19 protein-coding genes and 3 tRNA genes are annotated in these 14,328 nt (G+C 30.3%); 8 read left to right on the forward strand and 14 right to left on the reverse strand.

The genetic code is table 11. The features are described from left to right. Positions 1 to 9 precede the first annotated feature (9 nt). The 9 genes from ACMCMH_RS03485 to ACMCMH_RS03525 form a co-directional block, all read right to left on the reverse strand. Positions 10 to 291 (reverse strand): 50S ribosomal protein L23, encoded by a 282-nt coding sequence (locus tag ACMCMH_RS03485; protein ID WP_412727137.1) that lies wholly within the window; start codon positions 289 to 291, stop codon positions 10 to 12. Between the two features lie 12 nt (positions 292 to 303). Beyond that, complete coding sequence (rplD, locus tag ACMCMH_RS03490; protein ID WP_412727139.1) at positions 304 to 906, reverse strand: 50S ribosomal protein L4; 603 nt, start codon at positions 904 to 906, stop codon at positions 304 to 306. Beyond that, on the reverse strand, positions 906 to 1,478 hold the full coding sequence (rplC, locus tag ACMCMH_RS03495) for a 50S ribosomal protein L3 (RefSeq protein ID WP_412727141.1): 573 nt from the start codon (positions 1,476 to 1,478) through the stop codon (positions 906 to 908). The genes rplD and rplC overlap by 1 nt, the downstream gene beginning before the upstream one ends. Positions 1,479 to 1,491: 13 nt before the next feature. Continuing rightward, positions 1,492 to 1,806 (reverse strand): 30S ribosomal protein S10, encoded by a 315-nt coding sequence (rpsJ, locus tag ACMCMH_RS03500; protein ID WP_412727143.1) that lies wholly within the window; start codon positions 1,804 to 1,806, stop codon positions 1,492 to 1,494. Between the two features lie 405 nt (positions 1,807 to 2,211). Then, positions 2,212 to 2,766 carry a GTP cyclohydrolase I FolE gene (gene folE / locus ACMCMH_RS03505; RefSeq protein ID WP_412727145.1) on the reverse strand — a complete coding sequence of 185 codons (555 nt, stop codon included), beginning with the start codon at positions 2,764 to 2,766 and terminating at the stop codon, positions 2,212 to 2,214. 119 nt (positions 2,767 to 2,885) lie between these two features. Then, positions 2,886 to 2,961, reverse strand: a tRNA-Thr gene (locus tag ACMCMH_RS03510). 24 nt (positions 2,962 to 2,985) lie between these two features. Next, positions 2,986 to 3,062: transfer RNA gene (locus ACMCMH_RS03515), tRNA-Gly, on the reverse strand. A 23-nt stretch (positions 3,063 to 3,085) separates the two neighbouring features. Continuing rightward, positions 3,086 to 3,162 (reverse strand) — tRNA-Ile (locus ACMCMH_RS03520). 96 nt (positions 3,163 to 3,258) lie between these two features. Then, positions 3,259 to 4,527 (reverse strand): NFACT RNA binding domain-containing protein, encoded by a 1,269-nt coding sequence (locus ACMCMH_RS03525; RefSeq protein WP_412727147.1) that lies wholly within the window; start codon positions 4,525 to 4,527, stop codon positions 3,259 to 3,261. 90 nt (positions 4,528 to 4,617) lie between these two features. Between ACMCMH_RS03525 and ACMCMH_RS03530 the strand changes: the two genes are divergently transcribed. Together ACMCMH_RS03530 and ACMCMH_RS03535 are read left to right on the forward strand one after the other, a co-directional pair. Next, positions 4,618 to 4,935 (forward strand): cytochrome C, encoded by a 318-nt coding sequence (locus tag ACMCMH_RS03530; protein ID WP_412727149.1) that lies wholly within the window; start codon positions 4,618 to 4,620, stop codon positions 4,933 to 4,935. Positions 4,936 to 5,021: 86 nt separating this feature from the next. Then, positions 5,022 to 6,545, forward strand: coding sequence for a DUF3373 family protein (locus ACMCMH_RS03535; protein ID WP_412727151.1), 1,524 nt, complete (start codon positions 5,022 to 5,024; stop codon positions 6,543 to 6,545). A gap of 91 nt (positions 6,546 to 6,636) precedes the next feature. Here the strand turns inward: ACMCMH_RS03535 and rplT are convergent, their stop codons facing one another. The 3 genes from rplT to ACMCMH_RS03550 form a co-directional block, all read right to left on the reverse strand. Beyond that, on the reverse strand, positions 6,637 to 6,996 hold the full coding sequence (gene rplT, locus ACMCMH_RS03540; protein WP_412727153.1) for a 50S ribosomal protein L20: 360 nt from the start codon (positions 6,994 to 6,996) through the stop codon (positions 6,637 to 6,639). 142 nt (positions 6,997 to 7,138) lie between these two features. After that, entirely contained in the window at positions 7,139 to 7,336 is a 198-nt protein-coding gene (gene rpmI, locus ACMCMH_RS03545; RefSeq protein ID WP_412727155.1) for a 50S ribosomal protein L35, read from the reverse strand. 127 nt (positions 7,337 to 7,463) lie between these two features. Next, a complete protein-coding gene (locus ACMCMH_RS03550) occupies positions 7,464 to 7,946 on the reverse strand; it encodes a shikimate kinase (protein ID WP_412727997.1) in 483 nt (160 codons plus the stop codon). Positions 7,947 to 8,094: 148 nt separating this feature from the next. Between ACMCMH_RS03550 and leuC the strand changes: the two genes are divergently transcribed. The 4 genes from leuC to ACMCMH_RS03570 all read left to right on the forward strand — a co-directional run bounded on the left by leuC (position 8,095) and on the right by ACMCMH_RS03570 (position 11,834). After that, positions 8,095 to 9,375 carry a 3-isopropylmalate dehydratase large subunit gene (gene leuC / locus ACMCMH_RS03555; protein ID WP_412727157.1) on the forward strand — a complete coding sequence of 427 codons (1,281 nt, stop codon included), beginning with the start codon at positions 8,095 to 8,097 and terminating at the stop codon, positions 9,373 to 9,375. 49 nt (positions 9,376 to 9,424) lie between these two features. Next, a complete protein-coding gene (locus ACMCMH_RS03560) occupies positions 9,425 to 9,937 on the forward strand; it encodes an NTP transferase domain-containing protein (RefSeq protein WP_412727159.1) in 513 nt (170 codons plus the stop codon). Positions 9,938 to 10,045: 108 nt separating this feature from the next. Further along, positions 10,046 to 11,545 carry an NAD(P)/FAD-dependent oxidoreductase gene (locus ACMCMH_RS03565; RefSeq protein WP_412727161.1) on the forward strand — a complete coding sequence of 500 codons (1,500 nt, stop codon included), beginning with the start codon at positions 10,046 to 10,048 and terminating at the stop codon, positions 11,543 to 11,545. A gap of 67 nt (positions 11,546 to 11,612) precedes the next feature. Next, positions 11,613 to 11,834 (forward strand): hypothetical protein, encoded by a 222-nt coding sequence (locus tag ACMCMH_RS03570; RefSeq protein WP_412727163.1) that lies wholly within the window; start codon positions 11,613 to 11,615, stop codon positions 11,832 to 11,834. Positions 11,835 to 11,866: 32 nt separating this feature from the next. Here ACMCMH_RS03570 and coaE read toward each other — a convergent pair whose 3' ends face one another. Next, the gene (coaE, locus tag ACMCMH_RS03575; RefSeq protein ID WP_412727165.1) at positions 11,867 to 12,466 is read right to left on the reverse strand and encodes a dephospho-CoA kinase; all 600 of its coding nucleotides are present in this window, start codon (positions 12,464 to 12,466) and stop codon (positions 11,867 to 11,869) included. Further along, positions 12,453 to 13,001: a spermidine synthase gene (locus tag ACMCMH_RS03580; RefSeq protein WP_412727167.1), complete on the reverse strand. Its 549-nt coding sequence runs from the start codon at positions 12,999 to 13,001 to the stop codon at positions 12,453 to 12,455. Before ACMCMH_RS03580 ends, coaE begins: the two co-directional genes overlap by 14 nt. Positions 13,002 to 13,085: 84 nt before the next feature. Between ACMCMH_RS03580 and ACMCMH_RS03585 the strand changes: the two genes are divergently transcribed. Both ACMCMH_RS03585 and purM read left to right on the forward strand, forming a co-directional pair. Continuing rightward, positions 13,086 to 13,295, forward strand: coding sequence for a DUF2892 domain-containing protein (locus ACMCMH_RS03585; protein ID WP_412727169.1), 210 nt, complete (start codon positions 13,086 to 13,088; stop codon positions 13,293 to 13,295). Further along, on the forward strand, positions 13,292 to 14,287 hold the full coding sequence (gene purM / locus ACMCMH_RS03590; protein ID WP_412727171.1) for a phosphoribosylformylglycinamidine cyclo-ligase: 996 nt from the start codon (positions 13,292 to 13,294) through the stop codon (positions 14,285 to 14,287). Before ACMCMH_RS03585 ends, purM begins: the two co-directional genes overlap by 4 nt. Positions 14,288 to 14,328 lie beyond the last annotated feature (41 nt).

A 14,328-nucleotide genomic window follows, 5' to 3' on the forward strand; every position in this document is an offset into this window, starting at 1 on the left:
CCTACTCCCTTATGCTGAAAGGTTCGCTATTTCAGCGCCCTCTGGTAATGTTACATAGAATTTTTTGAAATCTGGTCTTGCACCAACTTTTCCTTTAAATCTTTTTACCTTACCACTTTGTCTCAAAGAATTAACTTTCATAGGTGTTACACCAAAATATTCTTTAAATACTTCTTTTAAACCATTTTTTGTCATTCTAGTGCTTGTTTGTACAACAATTACACCATTTTCTTGAAGCTCAATAGTTTTTTCTGTATAAACAATTGATTTGATATCTGTAATATCTGCCATTTCTTATACCTCTTATACTAAGCTATCTATTACTGCTTTTTCGATTAAAATCGAGTGGTAAGCAGCTACTAAATAAGCATTTAATTCTGATTTTTCAATCACATAACAATTTTTGATGTTTCTGAAAGCTAAGTATGTTTTATCATCAAAGTTTTCAACAACAACTAAAAGATCTCTTTTATTTAATTTATTAACAATAGCTTTTGCATCTTTTGTTTTACCAGACTCAACTTTAATTGAATCAGCGACAAAAATAGAACCTTTTTCAGCTTGTGCGTTAATAGCATATCTTAAAGCAAGAACTTTTTGTTTTTTATTAATTTTTTGGTTATAGTTTCTATTTGATGGTCCAAAAACTTGTCCACCACCTACAAATAATGGTGATCTCATAGAACCATATCTAGCCCCACCAGAACCTTTTTGAGCTTTAGGTTTTTTACCACCACCGCTTACTTCAGATCTGTTTTTTACTCTTGCTGTATTTGCTCTTATTCCAGCTAAATATGATTTAACATATAAGTGTAAGTTGTGAGAATTAATTCCCTCAAATTTTTCACCTAAAGCTATATCACCAGCTTGTTCAAATTTTTCATTTAATACTAATAATTTACTCATTATGCAATCCTTACTCTACCTAAAGTACCATTTGCACCAGCAACTGAACCTTTAAGAACTAAAATACCTGTAGTTGCATCAAAAGAAACAACATCATTTTTATGTGTAATATTAGTATTACCATAGTGACCTGGCATTTTTTTACCTGGCATAACTCTACCTGGCCATTCTGCATTACCAATAGAACCAGTTCTTCTACCCATTCTATGTCCGTGTGATGCTCTACCACCAGCGAAGTTATATCTCTTAACAACACCAGCAAAACCTCTACCTTTTGTTTTGAATGTAGATTTAATAACTACACCTTCAACTAAAGCAGCTGTATCAATATCACCAGCTTCTGTATTTGCTACATTTAATGTTGCAAATCTGTTAAACTCTTTTGATAAGTCATACTTTTTTTGTTGACCTTCAATAGTTTTGTTAAATTTTTTACCATCACTGTATGCAACGATAGCTACACCATCATTAACTTCACAAACCTTAGTATCAAGAACTCTTACAAGAGTTACAGGTACAGCAGGAACAGTTACAGTTCGACTCATTCCGATTTTTTCTACAATAAATTCCATCTATAACTCCTTTCTACTCTTGACCCATTGATCTAACTTCAACATCAACTTCTGGTGCAAGATCAAGTTTCATTAAACTATCAACTGTATCTGGTGTTGCAGATACGATATCAATCATTCTTGAATGAACTCTGATCTCAAATTGCTCTCTAGCGTCTTTGTTAACATGTGGTGATTTAAGAACAGTATATTTTCTGATTTTAGTAGGCATTGGGATTGGACCTATTAATTCAGCACCTGTTCTTTTAACAGCTTCAATAATTGAAGCAACAGAACGATCAAGCACTCTATGATCGTAAGCTTTTAACTTTAATCTAATTTTTTCCATTTTTTTTCCTTTAAAGAACTCATTAGAACTAATGCAAAACCGTGTGTTTTGTATCACTCTAACCAATGTATGGACGCGGATTATAACTTTTTTTATCTAAAATGTCAAGTTTAATGGTCTTTTAAGACTTTAAAATCTAAATTTATTTCCTTTTTAAAAGGAATACTATTTCTTTTAGAACAATTGTACTTTTTTAAATTTATTATTTATTATTGAATTTTTCATATACATTTAAAAGCAAAATTATAATACAATCAATAAATTTTTTGAAGGGATATTATTATGTGGAAAATTTTCGCTGTAATTGCAATTGGAATGGCAGCAATTTTATATATTACATCTCTACAGTCGTAATATATAAATTGTATTGCTAAAGTAAAGTACTTGAAACTTTACTTTATGTTTTTATTTATGAAAAGAAGACGAAATTATACTCATAAATTCATCTTTTGTTTTTTTCTCTTTTTTGAAAATTCCTCGTAAAGCAGAAGTAATAGTAGTTGAACAAATTTTTTGAACACCTCTCATCTCCATACACATATGTCGAGCATCTATAACAACAGCAACACCTTCTGGTTCTATTGCTTCATTTATTGCATCTGCTATTTGTTCGGTAAGTTGTTCTTGAATTTGTAATCTTCTTGAAAAAACATCTACAACTCTTGGTATTTTCGATAATCCAATTACTTTACCATTTGGAATATATGCTACATGAGCTTTACCAATAATTGGTAACATATGATGTTCACATGTTGAATATAGCTCTATATCTTTAACTATTACCATCTCTTTATTTGAACTTTTAAAAAGTGCTGATTGAATGATCTCTTTTGGATCTTGTTTATACCCTCCACACATAAATTCCCAAGCCTTCTGCACTCTTCTTGGTGTATCTAAAAGACCTTCTCTTGTGGGGTCTTCACCTATATGTTTTAGTATTTCTTTAACTGACTGTTCCAAGTGTTTCCTTTATTTTGCATATTATATATTATTTTAAAATAGAGTATTATAAAGTATTGTATTTAATATTTTATTTTGAGAATTATATCGAAAAGATTTAAGATTTTAAATTAAATAAGTGGAGCTTCAGATAGGACTTGAACCTACGACCTGCTGATTACAAATCAGCTGCTCTACCAGCTGAGCTACTGAAGCAATATTATTAAATTTGATTTTAAGTGGAGCGGGAGACGAGACTCGAACTCGCGACAATCTGCTTGGAAGGCAGAGGCTCTAGCCAACTGAGCTACTCCCGCTTAAAAAAGTTACAAACTAAAAGTGGTGGGTCCTGAAGGACTCGAACCTTCGACCACTCGGTTATGAGCCGAGTGCTCTAACCAGCTGAGCTAAGGACCCTAATCAAGCTAGTTTACTTTTGTTTGATAGCGGAATTATAATCGATAAATATTTAAAAGTTCCTTAAATTATTTTAAAATAAATAAATTTACCAATTTATACTTTTACAACAACCGTACTATATGGATTGTATAATACATTTGCTCTATTTTGAATTTTTACATTTCTTCTTTGTGTATAATCAACTTTAAATGTCCCTCCAAAATCACTTGAAAATTTTGCACAAATTTTTGCTGCTTCCTCTATAAGTTTATCAGGAATTGTTTTTTTCGTATTAGAAACAATAACATGTGAAGACACTTGTTCTTGTAAATGAAACCAATAGTCACTTGCTCTACTATTTTGAAGAAGATAAATATTTTCTCTCTCGTCACGACCAAGCATTATTTTATATCCATCTATAAAAAAACTCTTATAAGGATTTGCTTTCTTTGTCTTTTTTTGGTTTTTGTCTTTTTTGGGCATATAAAACTCTATCTCATCATTTGTTTGTGCATTGTTAATAATTTGCATCATTCTTTTATAGAACTCAAGTTTTTGAGTAAGATTTGTTTCTTCTATATGTTGGTTTTTGAGTTTTTGTTTTGTTTTTTTTGATTTAGTAAAAAGATCATTTGATTTTTTCAATTTTACACTTTTTTCAAATCCTGAATATTGATACAGATTTGAAATGATTTGACTTGCTTCCTCATTATAAATAATTGCATTTTTTTCTAGTTCTTCTATATTTTCTAAATTGTTAAGTATCTTTTCTATTTTTTTTATATGCTTATTTAGTTGTATATATTTTTGTTTTTTAATATTCACTAACTCTTTTTGCTCTTTACTTTTATAGATATCTAGTAAAAAAGTATCTATATCATCTATTGTTTTTTCTTCAAATTGAAAATTTGGTTTTTCTAAAGGTAAAAGTTCAATCCCTACTTTTACCATCCTTACTGATGACCATTCATCTATATGCCGTAAAGCTTCTAATATAATGTTATTTTCATCTAATATTATAATGTTTGTATTTTTCCCAGTAAACTCAAGCTGTAATATAGTAGTTTCTGTTTTATATGAACTTTTACTTTGTACTTTTATTTGCAAAATTTTATCATCATTTAATAAACACACCTCTTGTATATTACTTGATGTAAATCTTTTATGTAGTAAAACATCAAAAGGAGCGTTAAAATCCTTTTTTATATTGTCATTTATCTCTTTTTTATAAACATTACCATCACCTTTTGGAAGATCGAAGTAGTATATATTTTGATTATTGAACTCTATCTTAATAGTATTGTTTTCAACTCTTTTAATATATTTGATATTTTTATAACTGTTTAAATGTTGTGCTAATTGTTTTAATATGTAATATTTCATCATCAATTATAACATATTTTCAACTTTTTTGTTTATATTTAAATTTTTCTATGATATAATAAAAAGTAAACTTAAAAATAAAGGATTCTAATGAATAAATTAATGAAGTTAATATTATCGGGTGCTATTGCATTATCAGTATCAGCAACAGTAGTAAATGCAGATGTAGCAAAAGGTCAGAAACTATTTACTAAAAAATTAAAAAATGCTTGTGATATGACTGGTGCAAAAATGGCAGGAAAACATTCACAAGATGAATGGGAAGCAATATATGAAGACGGTAAATTAGGTGATGAGATCAAATCATTATGTCCTAATGTAAAAAAAGTAAAAGAAAAATTTATTCCACATTATTATGATTTCTTTTATGAATATGCAAATGATTCAGGAAATGTTCCTTCTTGCTAATTACTTGAAAACAGGAAAATAAAAAAGGTTGGGATATTCTCAACCTTTTTTATTTCTATAATTTATATTAAAAATAAGGAAATTTAATGAAAAAAAAGATAATTATACTCTCGTCTGTGGCAGCACTTGTCACAACAAGTTTTGCATCAAGTGACTTAGAAGAGAGATTAAATGCGATGGAGAAAAAAATTTTATTGCTTGAAAAACAACTTTCAACTGCACAAAACAAATTAAATAAGAAAATTGAAGTTGTAAAAAAAAATGATATTAAAGCAAATAAAAAGTTAAACAAAAAAATCAATAAAGTGAAAGCACATGATGCAAAAGACAATATAAAATGGAATATAGACTTTAGAACTGCATTTGATTCTATACATTATAAACATGCAAGTGGAAAAAAATCATCAAATCCAGATCTGTTAACAAATAGATTATGGTTAGGTATGGCATTTGCGCCAAGTGACAATGTACTTTTTAAAGGAAAACTTGCTTACTACAAAGCTTATGGTGATTCAGCAAATCACTCTCAGGCAAATACAAATCCTGGTTATGCTAACTTTGATTGGGTGACAAGTGAAAATGCAAATGACAACACTTTGAAAGTAAAAGAAGCATATTGGTTATATAAAAATGAAACTTTGTTTGATACAGCTGTGCCATGGACTATTTCAGTTGGTCGTAGACCTTCAACAGATGGATTGGGTATCAATATGAGAGAAGGGATGAAAGACAATTCGCCACTTTCACATACTGTAAATGTAGAGTTTGATGGATTAAGTTCAAAATTTAACTTAGATAAAGTAACAGGTGTAGATGGTATGTGGTGGAAGCTTTGTACAGGTAGAGGTCTTACAAATGCTAAACCTAGATTTCAATCTGATGGTTCATCTTATACAGAAGACGATACTGAAAATCCAGATGTAGATATGTATGGTTTTATTTTTGTACCTTGGGATAATGGACAATATTCAATCCACACAAATTATGCAAAAGCGGTAAATATGATTGGATTTACACAAACAGATATAACTGATGGAAACAATGCAAATAATAAATTTCAAGATGTTGGGGAATTAGAGCTTTTAACAGCAATGATAAGAGCTAATGGTTTAGGTGATGGAATCAACGATTTTCTTGATGATACACAACTTTTTGTATCATGGGCACAAAGTAAAACAGATCCAAATACTACACACTCTTTAAATGGGGGAATGCTCGGTAGTAGTGAAAGCAAAACCGGTCACTCTTTTTGGGTCGGTGTAAATTTTCCTTGTTTATTAACAGATGATGGAAGAATTGGTATCGAGTGGAATAAAGGGAGTAAGTACTGGAGAAGTATGACTTATGGTGAAGACACTATGGCTGGAAGTAAAATAGCTGCCAGAGGTACTGCATGGGAGATTTACTATGATAAACCTATCACAAAAGCTTTAAAGTTTAATGCAAGATATACTCAAATAAAATATGACTACACAGGAAGTCAAGCATTTTTTGGAGCAGATGGTACACCAAATAGTTTGGATAATATTAATGCAACAAACGCAGCAATGTATGGTGACCCAGTAAAAGAAGCATCTGATTTACGACTATCAGTTAGTTACAGATTCTAAAATAAATAAAGAAGAAAACTCTTCTTTATTTATAGGCATAAAAAAAGGGAGATACAAAAGTATCTCCCTTTTTTACTCTAAAAGTGTAAGACTACGCTTCTAAAGCTGCTTTCGCACTTGCAACAACTGTTGCAAAAGATGCAGCATCATTCATAGCCATATCAGCTAAAATTTTTCTATCTAGTGCAATACCAGCTTTGTTTAAACCGTTCATGAATCTTGAGTAACTCATACCGTTTAATCTACAAGCAGCATTGATTCTAACAATCCAAAGTTTTCTAAAATCTCTTTTCTTTTGTCTTCTATCTCTGTAAGCATACTGCATTGCATGCTCAACAGCTTCTTTTGCTTTTCTAAAATGTTTTCTTCTACCACTGTAGAATCCTTTAGCAAGTTTAAGAATTTTTTTATGTCTTGCTCTTCTTGTTGTACCAGTTTTTACTCTAGGCATATTTTTTCCTTTCTTTACCAACATACAACATGTGTATTTGGTGTCTGTACATATTTGTACTGAACTTATCCGAACTAAATCGGAGGGACTGTTTCTTTATAGGACTTAAAAAAAGATAGTTATACTCAGTATAAGCTTATGCTTACGCTTTATTTAACATTCTTTTTACTCTTGTTGCATCTGCATCAGCTACAACTTGTGGACCTCTAAGATTTACTTTTCTTTTTTGGCTTTTTTTAGTAAGAATGTGACTTCTGAAAGCACTTCCTCTTTTAATCGAACCATTTTTTTTCACTTTAAATCTTTTTAAAGCTCCACTGTTAGATTTCATCTTTGGCATTGTTAGGACTCCTTTGCGAAAATTTTGAATTATTAAGTTTGGCATTTAAACGCTCAAACAAAAATAAGTTGTGGATTATATCGAAATTATCTTTAATATTTCTAAAAGATGTTTTTCTTCTTAACAATTACTTAGAAATCTCTTTCAAAATTTTTCCTGCAGCGATATTTGCATCCCAATCTTCTACATTGATAATGATGTCGGCTACATTTTTATACTCAAGTATTCTTTGATTAAAAATTTTTCTTGCTTCTTCCAAGTTGTTTAAAAGTGGTCTTTTTTTAAACTTCTTTTTCGAATTTGGAGCATTGTGTAGACCTTCTATAATTTTATCAAATGTAGATTCAAGATATATCACTGTTCCTATATTTTTAATATTTGGTTGTTTATAAAATCCACCACCCGTTGAAATGATAGAATTTTTGACATTTTTTTCACACCATAATGCACATTTCTTTTCTAAATTTCTAAAATATGGCTCGCCGTTTTCTTCAAAAATTTTTTTGATTTTTTTATTTTCTAAACTCTCGATTAAATCATCTGTATCAACTGCAAAGTAGTCGCTTTGTTTTACTAAAGCTCTAGCAATAGTACCTTTTCCTACTCCCATAAAACCAATCAATATAATATTTTTATTATTCAAAGTTATTCCTTATTTCACATAATATATATTTTATTTTAACCTTAAATGGCTTATAAGTGGTATAAAATGATTTTTTTGATATGATAATAAAAATATAATAAAAAGAGATATATAAATGGCACAAACAATAACAGAAAAAATATTTAGTAATCATGTTGGACATGATGTATTTGCGGGTGAGATTGTACGAAGTCCTATAGATATGGTTATCGGAAATGACATCACAACTCCTATTTCAATCAAAGCATTTGAAGAAAGTGGTGCTACAAAACTAGCCAATCCTGATGGCTTTAGTATTGTACTTGATCACTTTATTCCAGCAAAAGATATAGCATCAGCAAACCAAGCTAAAGTAAGTAGAGACTTTGCAGCTAAACATAATTTAAAAAACTTTTTTGATGAAAAAGATATGGGGATTGAACATGCTCTTTTACCTGAAAAAGGTTTAGTAATTCCTGGAGATGTTATCATTGGTGCAGATTCACATACCTGTACACATGGTGCACTTGGGGCATTTTCAACAGGAATGGGAAGTACAGATTTAGCATTTGCAATGGTTACTGGAGGAAACTGGTTTAAAGTACCAGAAGCTATCAAAGTAGTTTTCAAAGGGAAACCTAGCCAATTTGTTACTGGGAAAGATTTAATTCTAGAAATTATTAGAATTCTAGGTGTTGATGGAGCTTTATATAAAACTTTAGAGTTCACTGGTGATACGATTCAGTACTTAAGTATGGATGATAGATTTTCATTATGTAATATGGCAATTGAAGCTGGAGCTAAAAATGGTATAGTTGCAGTTGATGATATCACAAGAGAATTTTTAGACGATAGAGCTAAAGTTAATGGTGGTTTAAGAGATACTCCAAAAGAGTTTTATAGTGATGAAGATGCTGTTTATTCTCAAGTTGTTGAAATCGATGTAGCTGCACTAGAGCCTGTTATTGCTTATCCTTTTTTACCAGAAAATGGTCACTCAATTACTCAAGCTGTAGAAGACAATATCAAAGTTGATCAAGTATTTGTAGGATCTTGTACAAATGGTAGATTAAGTGATTTAAAAATTGCTTCAGAAATTTTAAATGGTAAAAAAATAGCACAACACACAAGAATGATTGTAACTCCAGGTACTCAAATGATTTTAAGAGAGGCTACAAAACTTGGATATATTGATATCTTAATTGATGCAGGTGCTGTTGTTTCAAACCCTACATGTGGAGCATGTTTAGGTGGATATATGGGTATCTTAGGTGATGATGAAGTTTGTATCTCTACTACAAATAGAAACTTTGTAGGAAGAATGGGAAGTAGAACTTCTAAAGTATATCTTTCAAATAGTGCTGTTGCAGCAGCTTCAGCTATTAGTGGATATATCACAGATCCATCATCATTATAAAATGATAAATATCCCTTGTATCATCCTAAGTGGTGGTGCAAGTAAAAGGATGGGTGAAGATAAATCACTCCTCCCTTTTAAAAACTTCAACACTCTTATTGAGTATCAACACAATAAACTTTCACAAATATTTTCTACTGTTTATATCTCAAGTAAAACAAATAAGTTTAATTTTGATTGCAAAATCTTATATGATGAATCACAAAAGATTTACTCACCTATGATTGCACTTAAATCAATCTTAAAAAATATAAAAGAAGATAAAATATTTATTATAACTGTAGATGTACCTTTTATTGAAAATAAGACCTTTGAAGTTCTTTGTAAAGAGTCAAATAAATTTGATATAACCTTAGCTAAAGATCAATACAATGTACATAATCTCTGTGGAATCTTTTCAAAAACTTTGCTTCCACTTGTATCATCCATGATTAAAAATAATACACATAGAATAAATACACTTTTACAACAAACTACAAATTCACAAGTGATCTTTTTTAAAAATAGTGAACAATTTCTTAATATTAATACAAGGTATGAGTATAACAAATTTAAAATATAAGTAATCATTATAAATTTTGAATCTCGACTAAATATTAAGGATTATATTATTTGTTTTATGATAATCTAGAAAAAATATAAACAACTTACAAATGCTAAAGGAAAAATAATGATTGAAAATAGAGATCTGCAAAAAGACCTACACCAATTAGATAAAATCTTAAAAGACAAAGGTATCTCAAGAAGAGACGCAATGAAAATGATGGGATTAAGTGGAGCTGCACTTTTTACTGGAGGAACAGAACTTGAAGCTGCAACTGTTGCTAATGCAAGTGAAGCAAAAGGAAAAATTCTAATTATTGGTGGAGGACTAGCAGGTACTTCTACAGCAGCAAGATTAACAAACAGTTTATCAAATCCTGATATAACAATACTTGAACCAGAACCAAATTCTGTATCTTATCAACCAGGTCAAACTCTTGTAGCTGCTGGATTATGGAAAAAAAATGATTTAATGTATAAAAGAGATGATTTTGTTCCTAATGGCACAAAATTAATTGCTGAAAAAGCAGTAGAATTCAACCCTGACAACAACACCGTTACAACAGATAAAGGGACAATCATATCTTATGATTATTTAGTAGTATCAACGGGAGTTACACTTGATTATGGTTCAATTAAAGGATTAGAAGAAGTTGGAGAGTTATACTCTGTTGGAAATAATACAGAAGCAGTAAAACTTTTAACTAAAAAAGGGGTTTCTTCAATTTACACAATAGATGGTGCTGAACAAACATGGACTAACTTGCAAGCGTTTATTGAAAAAGCAAAAAAAGGTCAAAAAGTAAATGGACTATATACTCATCCAAATACACCAATCAAATGTGGTGGTGCTCCTAAGAAAATCATGTATCTTACAAATGCACGATTAAATGAAGCTGGAGAACAAGCAAGAGCAAATGCCAATTTACATTTTTATCCTAATGGAAGTACAATGTTTGGAATAAAAGATTATCATGATGCAATTGTGAAACAATTTGAAGCTAGAAATATGAACTATTCTTATAAACACAACTTAGTTGAGATAAAAGATGGTATAGCTGTTTTTGATGACCACAGCAAATTTAATGAAGTTTATGATGAAGACCTCGAAGAAAATGTAAAAGAGACTATTCATACAATGGTTGAGAAAGAGTTTGATTTTATTCATGTAACACCGCCAATGAAAGCACCAACAGAGATTGCAAAGTCACCAATAGGTTCAAAAAAAGGATGGGTACCTGTAAATAAAGAAACTCTACAACATGTTAAGTACCCAAATATATTTGCACTGGGTGATATTGCAGCTGTTCCTATGGGTAAAACAGGTGGTAGTGTAAGAAAACAGTATAAAGTAGTAGTAAACAATATCATCTCAATGATGGAAAAAGGTGAAATACCTAAAACAAATGCTAAATATGATGGATATACAGTATGTCCATTGATTACTGATATTGGAACAGTAATGTTAGCAGAGTTTAACTGGGCCTCAAAAGAATTGAAAAGTGGTAAAAATGCTGCATCTATATCTTTACTTGACCCAACAAAAGAGAGATATATTTGGTGGCTATTAAAAGTTTATTTACTAAAACCAATGACAGTTTACGGTATGCTTTCAGGTAAAGCATAAATAAATAGATTTCAAAAGCCTAAATTTTAAAATTTAGGCTTTTTTATTATTTCTTATTGGGGAAAATATGAAAAAAGAGATAGGAATTTTTATAGGTTTATTTTTATTTTTAAGTATTGGTATGCATTTTGAACAATGGATAGATCATCCAATAGAACATCTTCTAAATTTACAATCAGGAGGAGCTTTTGGTTTACCTGGCATTATCCATCCTTTTGTTTTTACATTAGTACTTTATATATTTGTGGGTATTCCAAGAGTTTTAGGAAAACTATTTTCACGCAAATAAAACTACTATAAATTAAATAGCCTTAACTATATTTAATTTATAAGTATATTTTTTATCCGTTCCACTTCATTTTGAAGATGTTTTAAATCTTTTGTATTATCAATCACATAAGTTGCTAACTTCTTTTTTTCATCTATATCCAACTGGTTGTTGATACGAGTTAGTGCTTCCTCTTTTGTAGAATTATCCCGCTTCATTAATCTTTCGATCTGCATCTCTTTGGGTATATACACTACAATAGACTTTTTAATATTATAGTGTTGTCGTTCAAAAAATAATGGAATATCAATTAAATAAGGTTTTTTTTGCGATTCAAATACTGCTGCTTCTTTTATAATCTCATCTTTTATTAACGGATGAATAAAATTTTCTAGTTTTGTTTTCTCTTCAACATTACTAAAAATAAGTGTTCCCAACTTTTTTCTTAAAACTTTTTTATTTTCTATATATTCAGTTCCAAATAACTTTCCAATATCTTCATAATAGATATCTAGTAATTTATGTGCTATTTTATCAGCATCAATAGTTAAAAAGCCATGAAGCATAAATAGGGATGCAACAGTACTCTTACCTGTTGCTATCCCACCTGTTAATACTATTGCATGTTGAAATGCGTTATTATCGTTTTGCAATACCAGTTATCGCTTTTGTGATATATGTTGGGTGTATAAATGAAGAGTTTTGTAATTCTGTATTATAATAATTGCACCCCTCTAATAGATCAGAAACCTGAAGTACTATCTCCGCTTGAGGGTGATATTTTTTAGAAGCAAATATAAGTGTATTGTGTCCGAAACTATATGGCATACAAATCCAAAAATTTTTACCTACAGTTTCTATCTCTTTTTTTGATATTTCTAAATCTTTTGAAAGTCTAGAAGCTTTTGTTACAAAAATACCTTTTTTAGGCTCTATGCATCTCTCTACATTTGCCATCTCTAACTCTGTTGGTATATCTTTGTTATATAGAATAATATCAAATTGACCTTCTAAATTTAATTCGTCTGTATAAGTAATATCTTTACATTCATGTTTTGCCAGTTCCATTTTGAAATCTTCAGACACTTCACCTACTACTAAAATTTTATTGATCTCCTTATGTGAACATATTGGTACATGTACCATCATCTCATCATACGCGAAGTTTTTGCTATCAGTACTTGCCATTTATAAGCCTTTTAAATTATTTTTAGGTATAATACCAAAAAATAGTTAAATGCAAATAACTTGTAAAAATTAAAGAGGAAAATTATGAATACAATCGAAAAAATACGAAATTTTTGTAGCCCATTTAGAATTGTAATAGGTCTTATGGCTATTATTATTGGATATTTATTAAGTGATGGAACACTAAGTTGGTCATGGTGGTATTTAGGTGTTATCCCACTTATTGCTGGATTATCTAATTTTTGTCCTCTTTGCATGATAACAAAAAAATGTGATATAGGAAGTAAAAGATGAGTACAATTTCATACAAAGACGCTGGTGTAGATATAGATGCTGGTAACAGTTTCGTAGAAAATATTAAGCCATATGTAAAGTCAACAAAAATTCCAGGTGTTTTAGGTGGAATAGGTTCTTTTGCTGGTGCATTTGAATTACCAGAAGGTTATAAAAAACCAGTTATTTTAGCTGGGACTGATGGTGTTGGTACAAAATTAAAACTTGCTATCGATTCTGGAAAATTTGATACTGTTGGTATCGATTTAGTTGCTATGTGTTCAAATGATTTAATTTGTAATTTTGGTGAGCCGTTATTTTTCTTAGATTACTATGCTACTGCTAAACTTGAAGTAGAAGAAGCTTCTGCTGTTGTAAAAGGTATCGCTGAGGGTTGTATTCGATCTGAGTGTGCATTAATCGGTGGGGAAACTGCCGAGATGCCTGGTATGTATAAAGAGGGTGACTTCGACTTAGCTGGTTTTTGTGTAGGAATTGCAGAAAAAGATGAAATGGATAGAGTTTCAAAAGTTGAAGCTGGTGATGTTTTAATCGCTCTTCCAAGTTCAGGTATTCACTCAAATGGTTTCTCTTTGGTACGAAAACTATTACTTGATAAATTAGGTATGAAATTTGAAGATGACTTTAACGGTCGAACTTTAATAGACACACTTTTAGAGCCAACAAGAATCTATGTAAAAGATTTTAAAGCTTGTAAAGAAAATATCAACGCTTTAGCACATATCACGGGTGGCGGTATCGTTGAAAATTTACCTAGAGTTTTACCTGATAACTTAAGAGCTATTGTAAAAAGAGATCAAGTACAAGTTCTTCCTATTTTTGAGCTTATGGGTCAACATGTAGAAGAAGCTGAAATGTTCAGAGCATTTAACATGGGTGTAGGTATGATTTTTGTAGCTAACGCTTCACAAGTAGATACTATTCTTTCTAAAACTGATGGTTATGTTATCGGTGAGATAGTTGAGGGTGAAAAAGGTTGTGATATAGTTTAATTTCTATTATCACTAATAAAAAAAGGGGAAAGGTAAAACTT

The sequence above is a fragment of the Arcobacter sp. 15-2 genome (assembly GCF_047159865.1).
Classification (GTDB): Bacteria; Campylobacterota; Campylobacteria; order Campylobacterales; family Arcobacteraceae; genus JAIOSF01.

Bases quoted from the DNA above. Each gene is read 5' to 3' on its own strand.
- ACMCMH_RS03570 (WP_412727163.1), top strand. From the start codon at position 11,613: ATGAAAAAAGAGATAGGAATTTTTATAGGTTTATTTTTATTTTTAAGT.
- ACMCMH_RS03585 (WP_412727169.1), top strand. From the start codon at position 13,086: ATGAATACAATCGAAAAAATACGAAATTTTTGTAGCCCATTTAGAATT.
- ACMCMH_RS03550 (WP_412727997.1), bottom strand. From the start codon at position 7,946: ATGGGAGTAGGAAAAGGTACTATTGCTAGAGCTTTAGTAAAACAAAGC.
- ACMCMH_RS03580 (WP_412727167.1), bottom strand. From the start codon at position 13,001: ATGGCAAGTACTGATAGCAAAAACTTCGCGTATGATGAGATGATGGTA.
- ACMCMH_RS03560 (WP_412727159.1), top strand. From the start codon at position 9,425: ATGGGTGAAGATAAATCACTCCTCCCTTTTAAAAACTTCAACACTCTT.
- rpmI (WP_412727155.1), bottom strand. From the start codon at position 7,336: ATGCCAAAGATGAAATCTAACAGTGGAGCTTTAAAAAGATTTAAAGTG.
- rplT (WP_412727153.1), bottom strand. From the start codon at position 6,996: ATGCCTAGAGTAAAAACTGGTACAACAAGAAGAGCAAGACATAAAAAA.
- ACMCMH_RS03525 (WP_412727147.1), bottom strand. From the start codon at position 4,527: ATGAAATATTACATATTAAAACAATTAGCACAACATTTAAACAGTTAT.
- leuC (WP_412727157.1), top strand. From the start codon at position 8,095: ATGGCACAAACAATAACAGAAAAAATATTTAGTAATCATGTTGGACAT.
- ACMCMH_RS03485 (WP_412727137.1), bottom strand. From the start codon at position 291: ATGGCAGATATTACAGATATCAAATCAATTGTTTATACAGAAAAAACT.
- ACMCMH_RS03565 (WP_412727161.1), top strand. From the start codon at position 10,046: ATGATTGAAAATAGAGATCTGCAAAAAGACCTACACCAATTAGATAAA.
- rplD (WP_412727139.1), bottom strand. From the start codon at position 906: ATGAGTAAATTATTAGTATTAAATGAAAAATTTGAACAAGCTGGTGAT.
- ACMCMH_RS03535 (WP_412727151.1), top strand. From the start codon at position 5,022: ATGAAAAAAAAGATAATTATACTCTCGTCTGTGGCAGCACTTGTCACA.
- ACMCMH_RS03530 (WP_412727149.1), top strand. From the start codon at position 4,618: ATGAATAAATTAATGAAGTTAATATTATCGGGTGCTATTGCATTATCA.
- rplC (WP_412727141.1), bottom strand. From the start codon at position 1,478: ATGGAATTTATTGTAGAAAAAATCGGAATGAGTCGAACTGTAACTGTT.
- purM (WP_412727171.1), top strand. From the start codon at position 13,292: ATGAGTACAATTTCATACAAAGACGCTGGTGTAGATATAGATGCTGGT.
- rpsJ (WP_412727143.1), bottom strand. From the start codon at position 1,806: ATGGAAAAAATTAGATTAAAGTTAAAAGCTTACGATCATAGAGTGCTT.